This window comes from Roseateles sp. GW823-FHT07B05 (genome assembly GCF_058794515.1).
Window position 1 is genome coordinate 23931 of sequence record NZ_JBXAGX010000009.1, and the last position, 18550, is coordinate 42480.

An 18550-nucleotide genomic window follows, 5' to 3' on the forward strand; every position below is an offset into this window, starting at 1 on the left:
CGCCATGGACTACACGCTGCTGAACGGCATTGCCAGCCCGGCCGACCTGCGCCGGCTGCCCCGCACCGACCTGAAGAAGGTCGCCGACGAGCTGCGCGCCTATGTGCTGGAGAGCGTCTCCAAGACCGGCGGCCACCTCGGCTCCAACCTCGGCACCGTCGAGCTGACGGTCGCGCTGCACTACGTCTTCAACACGCCGGAAGACCGGCTGGTGTGGGACGTGGGCCACCAGACCTACCCGCACAAGGTGCTGACGGGCCGCCGCGACCGCATGGGCTCGCTGCGGCAGCTGGGCGGCATCAGCGGCTTTCCGCGCCGCGACGAGAGCGAGTACGACACCTTCGGCACCGGCCACTCGTCCACCAGCATCTCCGCCGCCCACGGCATGGCCATGGCGGCCAAGATCAAGGGCGAGGACCGCAAGGCCGTGGCCATCATCGGCGACGGCTCGATGACGGCCGGCATGGCCTTCGAGGCGCTGAACAACGCTGGCGTGGCGCACGGCGGCCTGATGGGCGACGTGCTGGTCATCCTGAACGACAACGACATGTCGATCAGCCCACCCGTCGGCGCGCTGAACAAGTACCTGGCCCGCCTGATGAGCGGCAGCTTCTACACGGCCGCCCGCGAGGGCGCCAAGAGCGTGCTGAAGAACACGCCACTGTACGAGTTCGCGCGCAAGTTCGAGGAGCACACCAAGGGCATGGTCGTGCCGGGCACGATCTTCGAGGAGTTCGGCTTCAACTACGTCGGCCCCATCGACGGTCACGACCTGGATGCACTCGTGCCGACGCTGGAGAACCTGCGCGACAAGCGTGGCCCGCAGTTCCTGCACATCGTCACGAAGAAGGGCGCCGGCTACAAGCTGGCCGAGGCAGACCCGGTCAAGTACCACGCCGCGTCCGGCAAGTTCGACCCGGCCGTGGGCTTCGTCAAGCCGGCCACGCCGGGGAAGACCACCTTCACGCAGGTTTTCGGCGACTGGCTGTGCGACATGGCCGAGGCGGATGCGCGGCTGGTGGGCATCACGCCGGCCATGCGCGAGGGCTCGGGCATGGTGGAGTTCCACAAGCGTTTCCCGCAGCGCTATCACGACGTCGGCATCGCCGAGCAGCACTCGGTCACCTTCGCCGCGGGCCTGGCCTGCGAAGGCCTCAAGCCGGTCGTCGCGATCTACTCGACCTTCCTGCAGCGCGCCTACGACCAGATGGTCCACGACGTGGCCATCCAGAACCTGCCGGTGCTGTTCGCGCTGGACCGTGCCGGCCTCGTCGGCGCCGACGGCGCAACGCACGCCGGCAACTACGACATCGCCTACACGCGCTGCATTCCCAACATGGCCGTGCTGACGCCGGCCGACGAGGACGAATGCCGCCAGGCGCTGTACACCGGCTTCCAACACAACGGCCCGGTCACGGTGCGCTACCCGCGCGGCGCCGGTGCTGGCGTCGTGCCGGTCAAGCAGATGACGGCCCAGCCCTGGGGCAAGGGCGAGGTGCGCCGTGAGTCTCAGAGCACCGGCCAGCGCATCGCCGTGCTGGCCTTCGGCACGCTGCTCTACCCGGCGCTGGAAGCGGCGGAACGCCTGGATGCGACGGTGGCCAACATGCGCTTCGTGAAGCCTCTGGACGCCGAGCTTGTCGCCGAACTGGCGCGCACGCATGACGCCCTCGTCACCGTCGAGGACGGCTGCCTCATGGGCGGTGCAGGCAGCGCGGTGACCGAGGCGCTGAACGCTGCCGGCATCACCATTCCGGTGCTGCAGCTGGGCCTGCCGGACGAGTTTGTCGAGCATGGCGACCCGGCCAAGCTGATGAGCCTGTGCGGGCTGGATGCCGCCGGCATCGAGGCCAGCATCGTCAAGCGCTTTGGCGCGAAGCCCCAGGTCGTCCGTTCGACCGCAGCGCGCTGAGTAAGGCAGCGACAAGCGGCTGCGCCGGCCGGTGCAGCGGGATCAGCGCCGAAACTCGGTAGGGAATCGACACCGCCAGCGGCCGCACGACGAGGCCGTCGCTCGCGCATGCCGCGGCCGTCAGCGGGTTGACGATGGCCACGCCCAGCCCGGCACGCACCAGTTCGCAGACGGCCACGGCGCTGTGCGTCTGCACCCGCAGGCGGCGCGAGACACCCGTGGCGTCGAAGCGCGCATCGATCTCGCGCCGGTAAGGGTCGTCGCTGGCCAGGCTGATGAAGTCCTGCGCCTCGAAATCCTGCAGCGCCAGCCGCTCGCGTGACGCCAGCGCGTGGCCGGCCGGCAGCACGGCGACTTCGTCCGCTTCCAGCACCGGCTCCACCCGCACGCCGGGCAGCGGCGTGGCCTGTTCGGCCAGCCCCAGGTCGAAGCGCTGTTCGCTCATCCAGGCGTCCAGCAGCGGCGGCTCGGCGGGCGTGATGTCGATGCGCGCGCCCGCATGCGTGGCCAGCAGCATCGCCAGCGCGCCGGGCAGCAGCGCGTGGCTCAGCGCGGGCAGGCTCAGCACCATCAGCTCCGCACCGTCGTCCCGCCCCAGCGCCTGCGCGCGCTCGACGACGCGGCTCAAGGCCTGGAAGCTGCGCTCCACCTCGTCGAACAGGGCGCGCGCCCGCGCCGTGGCCTTCAGCCGGCCGCGCTCGCGCTCGAAGAGGGCGTAGCCCAGCAGCTGCTCCAGCCGGGCCAGGTCGCGCGACAGCGTCGGCTGCGACGTGTGCAGCAGCGCCGCGGCGGCGGTGACGCTGCCGGCCGTCATGACGGCGCGGAAGACTTCGATGTGGCGGTGCTGGATATCCATATCAGGATTGGATTGTCTAACGACAAATTGCAATTTGATTGAATGGATGGCGGGCGGCATGCTGCGAACCATGACCAAGCCCCTGCCCACCGCCCTCACGCCCGCCCGCCTGCAAGCCGAGGCCGCCGACCACGGCACGCCGCTGTGGGTCTACGACGCCGCCACCATCCGCGCCCGTGCCGCGTCGCTGAAGCGTTTCGACGTCGTCCGCTTCGCGCAGAAGGCCTGTTCCAACATCCACATCCTGACGCTGCTGCGCGAGGCCGGCGTCAAGGTGGACGCCGTGTCCCGCGGCGAGATCCTGCGCGCGCTGGCGGCGGGTTATCAACCCGGTGGCGACGAGATCGTCTTCACCGCCGACCTGCTGGACCACGCGACGCTGGCCACCGTCGCCGAGCACCGCATCCCGGTCAACGCCGGTTCCATCGACATGCTGCACCAGCTGGGCGCCGTGTCGGCCGGCCACCCGGTCTGGCTGCGCATCAACCCCGGCTTCGGCCACGGCCACAGCCACAAGACCAACACGGGCGGCGAGCACAGCAAGCACGGCATCTGGCACGCGGACCTGCCCGAGGCCCTGGCCGCCATCCGCCAGCATGGCCTCAAGCTCGTCGGCCTGCACATGCACATCGGCTCCGGCGTGGACTACGGCCACCTGGCCCAGGTCGGGCAGGCGATGGTGGGCCTGGTGAAGCAGACCGTCGAGGCCGGCCATGACCTGCATGCGATCTCTGCGGGCGGTGGCTTGTCGATTCCTTACCGCGAGGGCGATGCCGGCATCGACGTGGACCACTACTTCGGCCTGTGGGATGCGTCCCGCCGCGAAGCCGAGGCGCTGGTGGGCCACCCGCTGACGCTGGAGCTGGAGCCGGGCCGCTACCTCGTCGCCGAGAGCGCCGTGCTGCTGGCCGAGGTGAGGGCGGTCAAGAACGCCGGCGCCAACCGCTTCGTGCTGGTGGATGCCGGCTTCAACGAGCTGATGCGGCCCGCGATGTACGGCAGCTTCCACGCGATGACGCTGCTGCCGGCGGACGGCGTGGCGCGGCCCGTGCGTGAGTCCGTCGTCGCTGGTCCGCTGTGCGAGTCGGGTGACGTGTTCACGCAGGCCGCGGGTGGCGAGGTGCTGACGCGCGCGCTGCCCGAGGCACGCGTGGGCGACCTGCTGGTCATCCACGACGCGGGCGCCTACGGCGCGTCCATGTCCAGCAACTACAACAGCCGTCCGCTGGCGGCCGAGGTGCTGGTGGATGGCGACGTGAGCCGGCTGATCCGCCGCCGGCAGACGGTCGAAGCGCTGTTGGCGCTGGAGGTCTGACAATCGGGGGATCGAATTCCCCCGGTTGCCCATGACCATGCCCCGCCCGCCCGTCCAGGGCCGCAAAGTCCGCTTCGCCTTGATCGGCTGCGGCCGCATCGCCCAGAACCACATCGAAGCCATCCAGCGCCATGCCGAGCGGGCGGCGCTGGTGGCCGTCTGCGACACCGACCCGGCCGCGCTGCAGGCCGCTGTCGCCAAGTCCGGCGCGCGCGGCTTTGCCAGCCTGACCGAGCTGCTGGCCAACCGGGACGAGCTGGGCATCGACTGCGTCGTGCTGACGACGCCCAGCGGCCTGCACCCGCGCCAGGCCATCGAGGTCGCGGCGGCCGGGCTGCATGTGATGACCGAGAAGCCCATGGCCACGCGCTGGCAGGACGGTCTGGCGATGGTCAAGGCCTGCGACGACGCCGGCGTGCGCCTGTTCGTCGTCAAGCAGAACCGCCGCAATTCGACGCTGCAGCTGCTCAAGCGCGCCGTGGCCGAAGGCCGCTTCGGGCGGCTCTACAACGTGGCCGTCAACGTGTTCTGGACGCGCCCCCAGGCCTACTACGACAGCGCCGACTGGCGCGGCACCTGGGAGTTCGATGGCGGCGCGTTCATGAACCAGGCCAGCCACTACATCGACCTGCTGGACTGGATCGTCGGCCCGGTGGAGAGCGTCATGGCCTACACCGGCACGCTGGCGCGCAACATCGAGGTGGAGGACGCCGGCGTGGCGGCGCTGAAGTGGCGCAACGGCGCGATGGGCACCGTCAACGTCAGCATGCTGACCTACCCGAAGAACCTGGAAGGCTCGATCACCGTGCTGGGCGAGAGGGGCTCGGTGCGCATCGGCGGCGTGGCCGTCAACGAGATCACGCACTGGCAGTTCGACACGCCGCACGAGATGGACGCGCAGATCGCTGACGCGAGCTACCAGACCACATCGGTCTACGGCTTCGGCCATCCGCTGTACTACGACAACGTCATCAACACGCTGCGCGGCGAGGCGCAGGCCGAGACCGACGGCCGCGAAGGCCTGAAGTCGCTGGAGCTGCTGATCGCGATGTACATGAGCGCCCGCGACGGCAAGCGCATCAACCTGCCTTTGAGCTATTGATGAGCATCACGATTCACCCCTCGGCCATCGTCGACGACGGCGCCCAGCTCGGCGACGGCTGCCGTGTCTGGCACTTCGTGCACATCAGCGCGGGCGCGCGCATCGGCGAGCGCTGCTCCTTTGGCCAGAACGTCTACGTCGGCAACGACGTCGCCATCGGCAGCAACGTCAAGATCCAGAACAACGTGTCCGTCTATGACGCCGTCACGCTGGAGGACGACGTGTTCTGCGGCCCCAGCATGGTGTTCACCAATGTCTACAACCCGCGCTCGGCCGTCACGCGCAAGGACGAGTACCGGCGCACGCTCGTTAAGCAGGGCGCCACACTGGGTGCCAACAGCACAATAGTCTGCGGCACCACCATCGGCCGCCATGCCTTCATCGGCGCCGGCGCCGTCATCAACCGCGACGTGCCCGACTTCGCCCTGATGGTGGGTGTGCCGGCGAAGCAGATCGGCTGGATGAGCCGCTTCGGCGAGAAGCTGGCCCTGCCCGTGAAGAGTGCCGACCCCGTCGAAGCCACCTGCCCGCACACGGGCGACCGTTACCGCCTGACCGGCCAGCAACTCACTTTGATCTGATGGACTTCATCGACCTCAAGAGCCAGTACGCGGCCCTGCGCGACAACATCAACGCCCGCATCCAGGCCGTGCTGGATCACGGCCAGTACATCCTCGGCCCCGAGGTCAAGGAGATGGAGGCGGCGCTCGTCGCCTACACAGGCGCCAAGCACTGCATCAGCGTCGCCAGCGGCACCGAGGCGCTGCTGATCTGCCTGATGGCGCTGGACCTGCAGCCTGGCGACGAAGTCATCACCAGCCCGTTCACGTTTGCGGCGACGGCCGAGATGATCGTGCTGGCCGGCGGCGTGCCGGTGTTCGTCGACATCGAAGCGGACACGGCCAACATCGACGCGACGCTGATCGAGGCGGCCATCACGCCGCGAACGAAGGCCATCATGCCGGTCAGCCTGTATGGCCAGGTGGCCGACATGGCCACCATCAACGCCATTGCCGACAAGCACGGCCTGTCCGTCATCGAGGACGCCGCGCAGAGCTTCGGCGCCAGCTATCAATCAAAGAAGAGCTGCAACCTCTCCACCTTCGGCTGCACCAGCTTCTTCCCCAGCAAGCCGCTGGGCTGCTACGGCGACGGCGGCGCCATCTTCACGAGCGACGACCGGCTGGCCCAGGCCTGCCGCGAGATCCGCACGCACGGCCAGAGCCAGCGCTACCTGCACACCCGCCTGGGCGTGGGCGGGCGTATGGACACGCTCCAGTGCGCTGTCGTGCTGGGCAAGCTGGACCGCTTCGGCTGGGAGATCGAGCGTCGCCTGGCGCTCGGCGACGCCTACGCGCGCAAGCTGCAAGCCGCGGCGCCGGGCCTGCAACTGCTGGCTGTGCGTGATGACCGCGATTGCGTGTGGGCGCAGTACACCGTCTTCGTCGACGAGCGCGATGCCGTGCAGGCCAGGTTGAAGGCCGCGGGCATCCCGACGGCCGTGCACTACCCGCGCCCGCTGCATCACCAGCCCGCCTATGCCCAGTACGGCCACCCGGATGCCTGCCCGAACAGCGTCGCCGCGGCGCAGCGCGTCATGAGCCTGCCGATGAGCGCCGACCTGACGGACGCGCAGCAAGACCAGGTGGTTAGCGTTCTGGCCGCTTCCATCGGCTGAACCCGTTAGCCCCGAGTCCGGTCATCATCCGGACATGAAACTCGTTCCCATTCAACAAGTTGGCGGCCAGCTCAAGGCCGGGGCGCCGCTGCCCTTCGGGGTGCGGGATGCCGAAGGCAAGCTGCTGCTGGCCAAGGGCCAGATGGTGCCCAGCGAGCAGATGCGCGAGGCGCTGCTGAACCGCGGCGTGTTCGTCGACCTCGACGAGCTGAAGGATGCCTCGCGCCGGGGGAATGACGACGGCACCGGCGGCGAGGACTTCTTCGCCCGCTGGGAGGCGCTGCAGACGCGGCTGTCCGTGCTGCTGCGTGCGCCGCAGGAGCCGCTGTTCCTGCCGCGCGTCAAGGAGTGCGCCGGCCAGCTCATCACCTGGGCCGAGCGCTTTCCTGACCAGCTGCTGTTCGTCGTCATCCAGCACGACCACAGCCGCCACGAGGTCTACGGTCTGGTGCACCTGCTGCATGCGGCGGCCATCGGTGCGCTGCTTTCGCGCCGCCTGGGCTGGACGCCGGAGCGGCAGAAGAGCCTCGTCGGCGCCGCGCTGACGATGAACCTGTCCATCATCGATCTGCAAGGCCGCCTGGCCTCGCGCGGCGGCAAGCTGCTGCCGCCGCAGCGCGCCGCCATCAACCGCCACCCCGACGAAGCCGTGGCCTGGCTGCGCAACGCGGGCCTGGACGACGCCGAGTGGCTGGCCGCCGTGGCCCAGCACCACGAGCAGCCGGGCGGCGGTGGCTACCCGCAGCACCTGCCCGAACCCACCGAGGCCTCGCAGTTGCTGCGGCTGGTGGACATCTTCCTTGCCAAGCTGGCCAGCCGCGGCGGCCGCGCGGGGCTGCCGGCGCCGCACGCTGCCAAGGCGCTCTATACCGGCAGCAACGGCCATGCGTTCGCGGCGCTGCTGGTCAAGGAGCTGGGGATGTTTCCGCCGGGCACCTTGGTTAAGCTGGCGAGCGGCGAGGTCGCCGTGGCCGTGCGGCGCGGGAGCTCGGGCAACACCCCCATCGTCAGTGCCCTCATGAACCGCCAGGGGGATGCGCTGGGGTCACCCGTGCGGCGCGACACGGCGTCCGCCGAACATGCGATCACGTGCCTGGTCGCGGCGCAGCAGCTGCGCGTCAAGCTTGCGCCACACCAGCTCTACGACCGCCGCTATGAAGCCTGAATCAATGAGCCGCGATAGGCTCTATCAATAACGGCGATTTGATAAATGTTTTCAACCGAAAACACAAAGTCTATATAGTTCTACCTATCCCATCCACCCCAGCCCCCACTGGAGCAACCATGTCCCTGATCAACACCCAAGTCCAACCCTTCAAGACCGAAGCCTTCCACAACGGCAAGTTCATCACCGTGTCCGACGAGTCCCTGAAGGGCAAGTGGTCCGTGCTGATCTTCATGCCGGCCGCGTTCACCTTCAACTGCCCGACGGAAGTCGAAGACGCCGCCGACAACTACGCCGAATTCCAGAAGATGGGCGCCGAGGTCTACATCGTCACGACCGACACGCACTTCTCGCACAAGGTGTGGCACGAGACCTCGCCGGCAGTCGGCAAGGCCAAGTTCCCGCTGGTGGGCGACCCGACCCACACGCTGACCAACGCCTTCGGCGTGCACATCCCGGAAGAAGGCCTGGCGCTGCGCGGCACCTTCATCATCAACCCGGAAGGCCAGATCAAGACGGCCGAAGTGCACTCCAACGAGATCGCCCGTGACGTGTCGGAAACGCTGCGCAAGCTGAAGGCGGCCCAGTACACCGCCGCCAACCCCGGCCAGGTCTGCCCGGCCAAGTGGAAGGAAGGCGCCAAGACCATCGCCCCGAGCCTGGACCTCGTCGGCAAGATCTAAATGCTGTTTGCAAGGAGCCCGGGAGGGCTCCTTCCCTCCGCAGAACCCCACAGGTTCTGCTGAAAGGGCCTCCAGCCGCTTCGGTGCGGGGACCCTTTCAGCAGTGGCCCGCTTCGCCACGCCTCACTGAAAGGACCTCACCATGTTGGACGCCGCACTGAAGACCCAGCTCCAGGGTTACCTGGATCACGTCAAGGTCCCCTTCGAGATCATCGCCACGCTGGACAACTCCGCGTCCAGCGACGAGATGCGCGAACTGCTGGAAGAGATCGCCGGCATGAACGACAAGATCTCGTTTCGCGCCGACGGTGTCGACACCCGCACGCCGTCCTTCCTGCTGCGCCGCACGGGCACTGAGCAGTCGCTGCGCTTCGCCGCCATTCCGCTGGGCCACGAGTTCACGTCGCTGGTGCTGGCGCTGCTGTGGACGGGCGGCCATCCGCCCAAGGTCGAGCAGGCGCAGATCGACGCCGTCAAGGCGCTGGACGCCGATCTGGACTTCGAGATCTACATGAGCCTGACCTGCCACAACTGCCCTGACGTGGTGCAGGCACTGTCGCTGATGGCCATCGTCAACCCGCGCATCCGCACCACCGTCATCGACGGCGGCCTGTTCCAGCAGGAAGTGGAGGCGCGCGACATCATGGCCGTGCCGGCGGTGTGGCTGAATGGCCAGCCGTTCGCCTCGGGCCGCATGAGCCTGGAAGAGATCGTCGCCAAGCTCGACACCGGCGCCGCCGCCCGCGATGCGAAGAAGCTGGACGCCGAAGAACCTTACGACATGCTCATCGTCGGCGGCGGCCCTGCCGGCGCAGCGGCGGCCGTGTATGCAGCCCGCAAGGGCATCCGCACCGGCGTGGCAGCCGAGCGCTTCGGCGGCCAGGTCAACGACACGCTGGGCATCGAGAACTACATCTCCGTGTCCGTCACCGACGGGCCGAAGTTCGCCGCGGCGCTGGAAGGCCACGTCAAGGACTACAAGGTCGACATCCATAACCTGCAGCGGGCCGAGAAGCTCATCCCCGCCGCGCAGCCGGGCGGCTTCGTCGAGGTGGAACTGGCCAATGGCGCCAAGCTCAAGGGCAAGACGGTCATCCTGTCCACCGGCGCGCGCTGGCGCAACGTCAATGTGCCCGGAGAGGCCGAGTACAAGAACAAGGGCGTGGCCTACTGCCCGCACTGCGACGGCCCGCTGTTCAAGGGCAAGCCGGTCGCGGTCATCGGCGGCGGCAACTCGGGCGTCGAGGCGGCCATCGACCTGGCCGGCATCGTCAAGCACGTGACGCTGATCGAGTTCGGCGCCGAGCTGCGCGCGGACGCGGTGCTGGTCAACAAAGCGAAGAGCCTGCCCAACGTGACCATCATCACCAATGCGCAGACGACCGAGTTCACCGGTGCCGGCGGCAAGCTCAACGGGCTGAACTACACCGACCGCGTGACCGGTGAAGCCAAGCGCGTGGAGGTGGACGGCTGCTTCGTGCAGATCGGCCTGGTGCCCAACACCGAGTGGCTGCGCGGCACGGTCGAGCTGAGCAAGCACGGTGAGATCATCGTGGACGCCAAGGGCGCGACCTCGGTGCCGGGCGTGTTCGCCGCGGGCGACGTGACGACAGTGCCGTTCAAGCAGATCATCATCGCGGCCGGCGACGGCGCGAAGGCAGCGCTGGGCGCCTTCGACTTCCTGATGCGCAGTTGAGTTGAAAGAGGCCGCAACTGCAGCCTCTTTGTCTTACAGCTTCAGCTGCGCAAACGCGGCCTGCAGGCCCGTCACGCCGCCCACGCGCTGGTCGTTGATGAAGACCTGAGGCATCTGCCGAACGGACGGGCCGCACTTGGCGAAGAAGGCCAGACGCTGTTCCTCGTCGTCGATCTTAATCTCCTCGAACGGCAGGTTCTTGGCCTTCAGCAGGCTTTTGACGGTGTCGCACTGCGGGCAGGCGGACTTGGAATAGACGACGATGTTGAGCTGCATGGGGCCGGATTTTAAAGAGGCCGCGCCTGCAGCATCCGGCGGGTTTGCCAGAGCCCCTCGGCGCTGTAGACCGCCAGTGCGGCCCAGATGAAGCCGAAGGCCACCAGCCGGGTCGCGTCCATCGGTTCCTTGAACAGGAACACGCCCAGCAGGAACTGCAGCGACGGCGACACGTACTGCACGATGCCCAGCGTGGCCAGAGGCAGCCGGCGCGCGCCGGCCGCGAACAGCAGCAGGCTGCCGGCCGTCACGGGCCCGGTGCCGATCAGCCAGGCCCAGTCCACCGCCGTCTGGCCGGCCATGCTGCCGTCCTGGCTCCACCAGATCAGCCCGGCGGCGGCCAGCGGCGCCAGGATCAGCGTCTCCAGCGTCAAGCCCTCGATGGCGCCCAGCGCGGCCGTCTTGCGCATCAGCCCGTAAAGGCCGAAGCTGACCGCCAGCATCAGCGCCACCCAGGGCAGCCGGCCACCGGCCACCGTCAGCCAGACGACGCCGAAGGCCGCCAGCCCGACGGCCAGCCACTGCACGCGGCGCGGCCGCTCGTGCAGCACGGCGAAACCCAGCGCCACGTTGACCAGCGGGTTGATGAAATAGCCCAGGCTGGCGTCGATGACGTGGCCGTGGCCCACGGCCCAGACGTAGGTGAGCCAGTTGATGGCGATCAGTGCCGCCGACACGGCGAAGCGCGCCCATGTCGCTGCGCCGACGCCGCGCAGCCATCGCAAGTTGCGGCTCACCACCAGCACGACGGCCACGAAGGCCAGCGACCACAGCGTGCGGTGCGCGACGATCTGCAGCGCGGGGATGGCGGCGATCTGGCGGAAGTAGAGCGGGAACAGCCCCCAGCTCAGGTAGGCGCCGAGGGCGAAGAGGATGCCGCGATTCATCGCGCGCATTCTCGGTGCGGGTAATCCCCGGTGCTGTCGGCGGGGCATCGCCGTCGAATTTGCGCCGCCCCGTTCGTCGTCATGCCATGGCCCGGATCGAATTCACCCCCCAGCTGCACCGTTTCGTCGACACCCCCGTCGTCGACACGCCGGCCACCGTGCTCCGTCAGGGCCTGGACGCCGCTTTCGCGATCAACCCGCGGCTGCGCGGCTACATCCTGGATGACCAGGGCCATCTGCGGCCCAACGTGGTCGTCTTCATCGACGGCCGGCGCGCGCGTGATCTGCGCGGGCTGACCGACCCGCTCGGGCCCGATAGCCGGGTCCACGTGCTGCAAGCTCTATCCGGAGGCTAGGCATGCGGCCCCTCGTCCAAGGAGTACCTTGGCCGGTCCCCCAAGGGGACGGCGATGCTTGCGGCATTGAGCCGCAAGCACATCGCCCTGGCGGGCCGGCTTGGGAGCGGCCCGGCGCGCGGCCCGCATGGAACGCATCACCGACTCACAAAGGAGATTGAGATGACACGAGACCGCGCCTGGGCCGCGACCCGCAAAGGCCTGTTCGAACTTCGTCGCCGTGGCGGTGCGTGGCAGGTGGAACACCTCAGCTTCGTCGCCGATCCGGTCACGATGCTGCTGCCGCCCGACGACTCGGGCCACATGCTCGCCGGCCTCAACCTCGGCCACTTCGGCGCCAAGCTGCACGCCAGCGACGATGCCGGCCACACCTGGCGCGAGGTGGCCGCGCCTGCGTTCCCACCGCAGCCCGACGGCGCCGAGGGGCCGGCCTGGAAGCTGGAGCAGGTGTTCTCGCTGGAGCGCTCGGGAGACGCGATCTGGTGCGGCAGCGTGCCCGGCGGGCTGTTCGTCAGCCGCGACCGGGGCGAGAGCTGGCAGCTGATTGATCCGCTGTGGCGCGACCCGCGGCGCGAGCAGTGGATGGGCGGCGGCAATCCCAACCCGGCGCTGCATTCCATCTGTCCGCACCCCGCGCGGCCGGACGAGCTGCTCGTCGGCGTGTCCTGCGGCGGCGCCTGGCGCACGACGGACGGCGGCCGCAGCTGGGGCCTGCGCGCCAAGGGCATGCGGGCCGACTTCATGCCGCCCGACCTGGCCGGCGACGAGAACTCGCAGGATCCGCACCTCATCGCGCGCTGCCGGGCCGCGCCCGACGTGCTCTGGTGCCAGCACCACTGCGGCATCTTCCGCAGCACGGACAACGGCGCGACGTGGCACGAGCTGCAGGCCCGGCCCTCCAGCTTCGGCTTCGCCGTGGCCGCCCATCCGCGCGACCCCGACACCGCGTGGTTCGCGCCGGCCATCAAGGACGAGCGCCGCATCCCGGTCGACGCCGCGCTGTGCGTGACCCGCACGCGCGACGGCGGCAAGACCTTCGACGTGTTGCGCGCCGGCCTGCCGCAGCAGCATTGCTACGACCTCATCTACCGCCACGGCCTGGCCGTGGACGACAGCGGCGAGCAGCTTGTCATGGGCTCCACTACCGGCGGCCTGTGGGCCAGCGGCGATGGCGGCGACAGCTGGCAGACCGTGTCGGCCCACCTGCCGCCCATCTACGCGGTCAAGTTCGGCTGACTTGCCGCCGCGGGGCCGAAGCTCCTAGCATCGTCTCCCACCACAGCGAGAGGAGACGCGGCATGAGCAGCAGCACTTGGGGTGACGGCGAGGGCGCGCGCGTGAGCGCGCGGCAGGCCTCCTGGCGCGAGGCCGACCGGCTGATGCTGATGGGCCTGGCCGTGCATGTGCTGATCGCCGTGGCGCTGGGCCTTTACTTCGGCGGCATCGGGCTGGCGCTGGGCGGCAGCCTCGTCGTGGCGGGTGTGGCGCTGGCCGTGCACGCGACGGCCGGCGGCACGGCGATGTCCGCGCACACCCAGGCCGTCTGCGCCATGGCGATGGTGGCGCTGCAGATCCAGCTGGCCCGCGGCATGCTGGAGTTCCACTTTGGTGTGTTCGTCACGCTGGCCTTCCTGCTGACCTACCGGCACTGGGCGCCCATCGTCACAGGCGCGGCCGTCATCGCCGTGCATCATGTGCTGTTCGACCGGCTGCAGGCCGGCGGCGTGGGCGTGTACTGCCTGAGCGACCCCGGCTTTCCGCGCGTGCTGATCCACGCCGGCTACGTGGTGGGGCAGACGGCGTTCGAGCTCCTCATCGCGCTGCAGATGCACCGGCGTGCGGCCGAGCAGTCGTCGCTGGTCAACCTCGTCGAGCACCTGACGGCGCGCGAGCGCATCAACCTCGACACGTCGCATGCCGGCGACGTCGACGGCACGGCGGCGCTGCTGCGCGGCGCGGTGGACCGCATCCACGGCGTGGTGCACCAGGTGCAGACGGCGGCGCGCAGCATCGATGGCGCCAGCGCCGAGATCGCGTCGGGCAACCAGGACCTGTCGGTGCGCACCGAGAAGATGGCCGCCAGCCTGCAGTCCACCGCGTCGTCGGTGGACTCGCTGACCGTCGCCGTGCGCCAGACGGCCAATGACGCGCGCCAGGCCCACTCGCTGGCCAGCGGCGCGGCGGGCTCGGCGTCGCGCGGCTCCGGCGTCGTGCAGCAGGTGGTGACGACCATGCAGGCCATCGACACCAGCGCCGGCCGCATCGCCGACATCACGGGGCTGATCGACTCCATCGCGTTCCAGACCAACATCCTGGCGCTGAACGCCGCCGTCGAGGCGGCGCGCGCCGGGGAGCAGGGGCGGGGCTTCGCCGTCGTCGCGTCCGAGGTGCGCAGCCTGGCGCAGCGCAGCGCCGAGGCGGCGCGCGACATCAAGCGCCTCATCGCGCAGTCCACCGAGCAGGTGGCGGCCGGCTCCGGCCTGGTGGCATCGGCCGGCGAGGCCATGCGCGAGATTGCCGACGCGGCCCAGCAGGTGGCCGACCTCATCGGCAACATCGCCCGCTCGGCGTCCGAGCAGAGCGAGGGCATCGAGCGCGTCAACCAGGCCGTGGGGCAACTGGACCAGGTCACGCAGCAGAACGCCGCGCTGGTGGAGCAATCCGCCGCGGCGGCCGAGAGTCTGCGCGACCAGGCCCAGCGGCTGGCCGACGAGGTCAGCGTGTTCAGCACCCGGGCGGGCTGAACCGCCGGGCGGTGTCAGACTCCGCCCATGTCATCTCCACCGACCTCGCCGATGCCGCTGCGTGCCCGCCTGTTCATTCTGCTGGCCCTGGGTGGCCCGCTTGCCGCCACCGCCGACGACAAGCCGCCGGCCTACGAGCCGCGCGAGCACTACACCAAGTACGAGTACCGCGTGCCGGTGCGCGACGGCCGCAAGCTGTTCACCGCCGTCTATGTGCCCAAGGACCAGAGCCGGCGCTACCCCTTCCTGATGGTGCGCACGCCCTACGGCTGCGGCCCCTACGGCGTGGACCGCGACAACGTGCGGCGCCTCGCACCCAGCGAGGAGTTCCTGAAGAACGGCTACATCTTCGTGTGCCAGGACGTGCGCGGGCGCAACCAGTCCGAGGGCGATTTCATCGAGATGACGCCGCACCGCCCGGTCAAGAAGGCACCGGCCGACGTCGACGAGAGCAGCGACACGCACGACAGCGTGCAGTGGCTGCTGGACCGCATCCCCGGCCACAACGGCCGCGTCGGGCTGTGGGGCATCTCCTACCCGGGCTTCTACACGGCGGCGTCCATCATCGATTCCCACCCCGCCATCAAGGCGGCGTCGCCACAGGCGCCCATCGCCGACCTCTTCATGGGCGATGACAGTTACCACGGCGGCGCTTTCATGCTGGCGGCCAACTTCGGCTTCTACACCGGCTTCAAACCCCAGCAGACACCGGTGCTGCCGCCCAAGCAATGGCCGCAGTTCGACTGGGGCACGCTGGACGGCTACGAGTTCTACCTGCAGCACGGCAACCTGGACGCGCTGTCGGCCCGGCTCGCGAAAGACGGCGGGCCCAACCCGTACCTCGACGTGCAGATCCGGCACGACCGCTACGACGGCTTCTGGCAGCCGCGCGCCCTCACGCCGCACCTGAAGAACATCCGTGCTGCCGTGCTGACGGTGGGCGGCTGGTTCGACGCCGAGGACCTGGCCGGCCCGCTGGCCATCCACCGCGCCATCGCGAAGCAGAGCCCGGCGACGGACAACCGCCTCGTCATGGGGCCGTGGGTGCATGGCGGCTGGGTGGGCGCGCCGGGCCGGCAACTGGGCCGCGTGCAGTTCCATCAGCCCACGTCGGAGCAGTTCCAGCAGGACGTGCTCCTGCCGTTCTTCGAGCAGCATCTGCGGGCCGATGGTGAAGTGAAGGCGCCCACGGTGCCCGTCGCCAAGGCCACCGTCTTCGAGACCGGCACCAATGTCTGGCGCCGCTACGACGCCTGGCCGCCGAAAGAGGCGCAGCCGCGCACGCTGTACTTCGCGCCGGGCGGCAGGCTCAGCTTCACGCCGCCGGCGGCCGCACAGCCCGAGTTCGACAGCTGGGTCAGCGACCCCAACAAGCCCGTGCCCTTCGTCGGCCACACGACGCTGGGCGTGCCGCAGGACTACATGGTCGGCGACCAGCGCTTCGCCGCGACCCGGCCCGATGTGCTGACCTTCCGCAGCGACGTGCTGGAGGAGGACGTCGTCATCGCCGGCCCCATCGTCGCGCGGCTGTTCGCGTCCACGTCGGGCACCGATGCCGACTGGGTCGTCAAGCTCATCGACGTCTACCCGCCCGAACTGGAGGAAGAAGCGGCGAAGAAGCGCAAGGCCCGCACCGAGGACGTCGAGCCCGGCGAATCGCCGCTGGGCGGCACCCAGCAGCTGGTGCGCGGCGACCCGCTGCGCGGGCGCTTCCGCAAGAGCTTCGAGACGCCGGAGGCGATGGTGCCGGGCCAGGTGGAGGAGCTGCGCGTGGCGCTGCAGGACGTCAACCACAGCTTCCGCCGCGGCCACCGCATTATGGTGCAGCTGCAAAGCAGCTGGTTCCCGCTGATCGACCGCAACCCGCAGACCTTCGTGCCCATCCGCAGCGCGAAACCCGAGGACTTCCGGCCCGCCACGCAGAAGCTCTACCGCTGGCAGGGCCAGGCGTCGGGCCTGGAGGTGAAGGTGCTCGCGCCGCGCTGATCCGGTCTATCCTCAGGCGCACGTCCACCGGAGGGCGCCTATGGCGAGACGACTGCTGACCGCGCTGCTGCTGTGCGTGCCGTTGCTGGCCTCGGCGGGCTGCGAACGGCCATGGCGCGTGCCGTTCGAGGACTGGCGGCCTTATGCCTACCTCGACGGCGCCGGGCAGCCGGCGGGCCTGGAGGTGGAGCTGCTGGCGGCCGTGGCGCGCGAGCTGGGCTGCCGCGTGGAGTACGTGCGCCATGTGCCGCGCAACCGCCGCCTGCCGCTGCTGGCCAGCGGCGAGCTGGACCTGCTGGTGGCTGCCTCCTACGACGGCCCCAACACGCCGTCGCTGGCCTGGTACACGAGCGCCTACCGCCACGAGGAGTTCGCCGCCTTCATGCGCGCGGACGCCGTCCGGGGCCGTGCCGTTCCGCAGACGCTGGCCCAGTCGCTGGACGAGGGCCGGGCGCTGCTGACCCACCGCGGCCCGCCCGTCGCGCCGCTGGTGACCGAGTTCGACCGGCGCGGGCGGCTGACGGCCTTCGAGGACTACGCCAAGGGCGTGCAGCTGCTGGCGCTGGGCCGCGGCGACCTGCTGCTGGGCGACCGGCTGGCCGTGCTCTACGCGGCCGACGCCGCCGGCGTGGAGGTCACGGAGCTGGCGTTGACGGTGCGTCGCGACGTCGTGGCCTACAAGCTGGCCCGCAAGCGCTTCGATGCGGCCGGGCTGGCCCGCTTCAACGAGGCGCTGCAGCGCCTGGAGTCGCAGGGCGAGCTGCAGCGCATACGCAGCCGCTGGCTGGGGCCGGTGGCCAGTTCAGCTCAGCCTGCAGCGTCAGCGGCGCGCCGCTGACCGGGTGCGCGAACTGCAGCTGCTGCGCATGCAGCCACAGCCGATTCACGCCCAGGTGGGCGGCCACCGCGCGGTTCAGCGGTCCCTTGCCGTGCGTGGCGTCGCCGAGGATGGGGTGGGCCAGGTGCTTCAGGTGGCGGCGAATCTGGTGGCGCCGGCCCTGCAGCGGTTCGGCCTCCAGCAGCGCGACGCGCGTCGTCGGGAAGTTCGGGTGGGTGGCGATGGGCCAGTCCAGCCGCTGCAGCACGCGCCAGCGCGTCTGCGCGTCCAGCAGCGGCTGGCCGGCCGACGGCAGCTCCGGGTCTCGCGCCAGCGGGTGGTCGACGACGCCTTCGTCTGCCGCCGGCCAGCCACGCACCAGGGCCAGGTAGCGCTTGTGCATGCGCCCGCCCTCGAACATCGCCCCCAGCGCCGACGCGACCTCGGCCGACAGCGCGAACAGCAGCACGCCCGACGTGCCGCGGTCCAGCCGGTGCACGGGCCACACGGTGCGGCCCAGCTGGTCGCGCAGCAGCTGCAGCGCGGCCTCGTCCTCGCCGGCGGCGAGCTGCGTGCGGTGCACCAGCAGGCCCGGCGGCTTGTCGATGGCGACGAGGTGCTCGTCCCCGTAAATCAGGGTCAGGGTCAATTTCTCAGATCGCCGCCGAGGTCGCCATCCACGTAGAACCACTCGCCGTTTTCGCGCACGAAGCGGCTCACCTCGTGCAGCCGGTGCGCGCGGCCGCCCAGCTTGCTGCGGGCGACGAACTCGACGGTGCCGTGGTCGGCGTCCTGCAGGGCGGTGCGCTTCACGTCGAGTCCCAGCCACTTCAGGCCGGGCTCGGGCGCGTCCAGGTCGGCGGGGCGGGTGCTGACGTGCCAACTGGCGAGCAGGTAGGGCCTCCGGTCCAGGACGAAGGCGGCATAGCGCGAGCGCATCAGCGCCTCGGGCGTGGGCGCGGCCAGCCGGCCGCTGGCGGCGTGTTCGGCATGCCAGCGGCCGCAGCAGGCGTCGTAGCGCAGGGCGCTGCCGCAGGGGCAGGGGAGGGAGTCGGTCATAGGCGCCGCATGATGCCG

The 18550-nt window shown here is 69.7% G+C and carries 18 protein-coding genes; 13 read left to right on the forward strand and 5 right to left on the reverse strand.

The annotated features are described in order from the left end of the window. Window positions 1–4: 4 nt before the first annotated feature. The gene (gene dxs, locus AC1Q7O_RS18765; protein WP_492657572.1) at window positions 5–1912 is read left to right on the forward strand and encodes a 1-deoxy-D-xylulose-5-phosphate synthase; all 1908 of its coding nucleotides are present in this window, start codon (window positions 5–7) and stop codon (window positions 1910–1912) included. On the opposite strand, the gene AC1Q7O_RS18770 is transcribed toward dxs, so the two are convergent. Further along, the gene (locus AC1Q7O_RS18770; protein ID WP_492657571.1) at window positions 1860–2768 is read right to left on the reverse strand and encodes a LysR family transcriptional regulator; all 909 of its coding nucleotides are present in this window, start codon (window positions 2766–2768) and stop codon (window positions 1860–1862) included. The two genes, dxs and AC1Q7O_RS18770, sit on opposite strands and share 53 nt — an antisense overlap. Window positions 2769–2838: 70 nt before the next feature. On the opposite strand from AC1Q7O_RS18770, the gene lysA reads away from it, so the two are divergent. The 7 genes from lysA to ahpF all read left to right on the forward strand — a co-directional run bounded on the left by lysA (window position 2839) and on the right by ahpF (window position 10407). After that, the gene (gene lysA, locus AC1Q7O_RS18775) at window positions 2839–4083 is read left to right on the forward strand and encodes a diaminopimelate decarboxylase (protein WP_492657570.1); all 1245 of its coding nucleotides are present in this window, start codon (window positions 2839–2841) and stop codon (window positions 4081–4083) included. Window positions 4084–4120: 37 nt separating this feature from the next. After that, window positions 4121–5185, forward strand: a complete 1065-nt coding sequence (locus AC1Q7O_RS18780; RefSeq protein WP_492657777.1) for a Gfo/Idh/MocA family protein — start codon at window positions 4121–4123, stop codon at window positions 5183–5185. Beyond that, on the forward strand, window positions 5185–5766 hold the full coding sequence (locus AC1Q7O_RS18785; RefSeq protein WP_492657569.1) for an acyltransferase: 582 nt from the start codon (window positions 5185–5187) through the stop codon (window positions 5764–5766). Before AC1Q7O_RS18780 ends, AC1Q7O_RS18785 begins: the two co-directional genes overlap by 1 nt. Then, complete coding sequence (locus AC1Q7O_RS18790) at window positions 5766–6863, forward strand: DegT/DnrJ/EryC1/StrS family aminotransferase (RefSeq protein ID WP_492657568.1); 1098 nt, start codon at window positions 5766–5768, stop codon at window positions 6861–6863. The genes AC1Q7O_RS18785 and AC1Q7O_RS18790 overlap by 1 nt, the downstream gene beginning before the upstream one ends. Before the next feature lie 34 nt (window positions 6864–6897). Then, entirely contained in the window at window positions 6898–8028 is a 1131-nt protein-coding gene (locus AC1Q7O_RS18795; RefSeq protein WP_492657567.1) for an HD-GYP domain-containing protein, read from the forward strand. A gap of 119 nt (window positions 8029–8147) precedes the next feature. Next, window positions 8148–8711 (forward strand): alkyl hydroperoxide reductase subunit C, encoded by a 564-nt coding sequence (gene ahpC, locus AC1Q7O_RS18800; RefSeq protein ID WP_492657566.1) that lies wholly within the window; start codon window positions 8148–8150, stop codon window positions 8709–8711. 142 nt (window positions 8712–8853) lie between these two features. Beyond that, complete coding sequence (ahpF, locus tag AC1Q7O_RS18805) at window positions 8854–10407, forward strand: alkyl hydroperoxide reductase subunit F (protein WP_492657565.1); 1554 nt, start codon at window positions 8854–8856, stop codon at window positions 10405–10407. A 33-nt stretch (window positions 10408–10440) separates the two neighbouring features. Here the strand turns inward: ahpF and AC1Q7O_RS18810 are convergent, their stop codons facing one another. Both AC1Q7O_RS18810 and rarD read right to left on the reverse strand, forming a co-directional pair. Further along, a complete protein-coding gene (locus tag AC1Q7O_RS18810; RefSeq protein ID WP_492657564.1) occupies window positions 10441–10683 on the reverse strand; it encodes a glutaredoxin family protein in 243 nt (80 codons plus the stop codon). An 11-nt stretch (window positions 10684–10694) separates the two neighbouring features. Next, window positions 10695–11570, reverse strand: a complete 876-nt coding sequence (gene rarD, locus AC1Q7O_RS18815) for an EamA family transporter RarD (RefSeq protein WP_492657563.1) — start codon at window positions 11568–11570, stop codon at window positions 10695–10697. An 86-nt stretch (window positions 11571–11656) separates the two neighbouring features. Here rarD and AC1Q7O_RS18820 point away from each other — a divergent pair, with 86 nt between their 5' ends. The 5 genes from AC1Q7O_RS18820 (at window position 11657) to AC1Q7O_RS18840 (ending at window position 17494) form a co-directional block, all read left to right on the forward strand. Further along, window positions 11657–11926 (forward strand): MoaD/ThiS family protein, encoded by a 270-nt coding sequence (locus AC1Q7O_RS18820; protein ID WP_492657562.1) that lies wholly within the window; start codon window positions 11657–11659, stop codon window positions 11924–11926. Window positions 11927–12088: 162 nt separating this feature from the next. Further along, window positions 12089–13162 carry a WD40/YVTN/BNR-like repeat-containing protein gene (locus AC1Q7O_RS18825; protein ID WP_492657561.1) on the forward strand — a complete coding sequence of 358 codons (1074 nt, stop codon included), beginning with the start codon at window positions 12089–12091 and terminating at the stop codon, window positions 13160–13162. Between the two features lie 62 nt (window positions 13163–13224). Beyond that, window positions 13225–14670, forward strand: a complete 1446-nt coding sequence (locus AC1Q7O_RS18830; protein ID WP_492657560.1) for a methyl-accepting chemotaxis protein — start codon at window positions 13225–13227, stop codon at window positions 14668–14670. Window positions 14671–14697: 27 nt separating this feature from the next. Further along, the gene (locus AC1Q7O_RS18835; RefSeq protein WP_492657559.1) at window positions 14698–16656 is read left to right on the forward strand and encodes a CocE/NonD family hydrolase; all 1959 of its coding nucleotides are present in this window, start codon (window positions 14698–14700) and stop codon (window positions 16654–16656) included. A gap of 40 nt (window positions 16657–16696) precedes the next feature. After that, complete coding sequence (locus tag AC1Q7O_RS18840) at window positions 16697–17494, forward strand: substrate-binding periplasmic protein (protein WP_492657558.1); 798 nt, start codon at window positions 16697–16699, stop codon at window positions 17492–17494. On the opposite strand, the gene AC1Q7O_RS18845 is transcribed toward AC1Q7O_RS18840, so the two are convergent. After that, complete coding sequence (locus AC1Q7O_RS18845) at window positions 17379–18122, reverse strand: pseudouridine synthase (RefSeq protein ID WP_492657557.1); 744 nt, start codon at window positions 18120–18122, stop codon at window positions 17379–17381. The genes AC1Q7O_RS18840 and AC1Q7O_RS18845 overlap by 116 nt on opposite strands. Beyond that, entirely contained in the window at window positions 18119–18532 is a 414-nt protein-coding gene (locus AC1Q7O_RS18850; protein ID WP_492657556.1) for a YchJ family protein, read from the reverse strand. The genes AC1Q7O_RS18845 and AC1Q7O_RS18850 overlap by 4 nt, the downstream gene beginning before the upstream one ends. Between the last annotated feature and the right edge of the window lie 18 nt (window positions 18533–18550).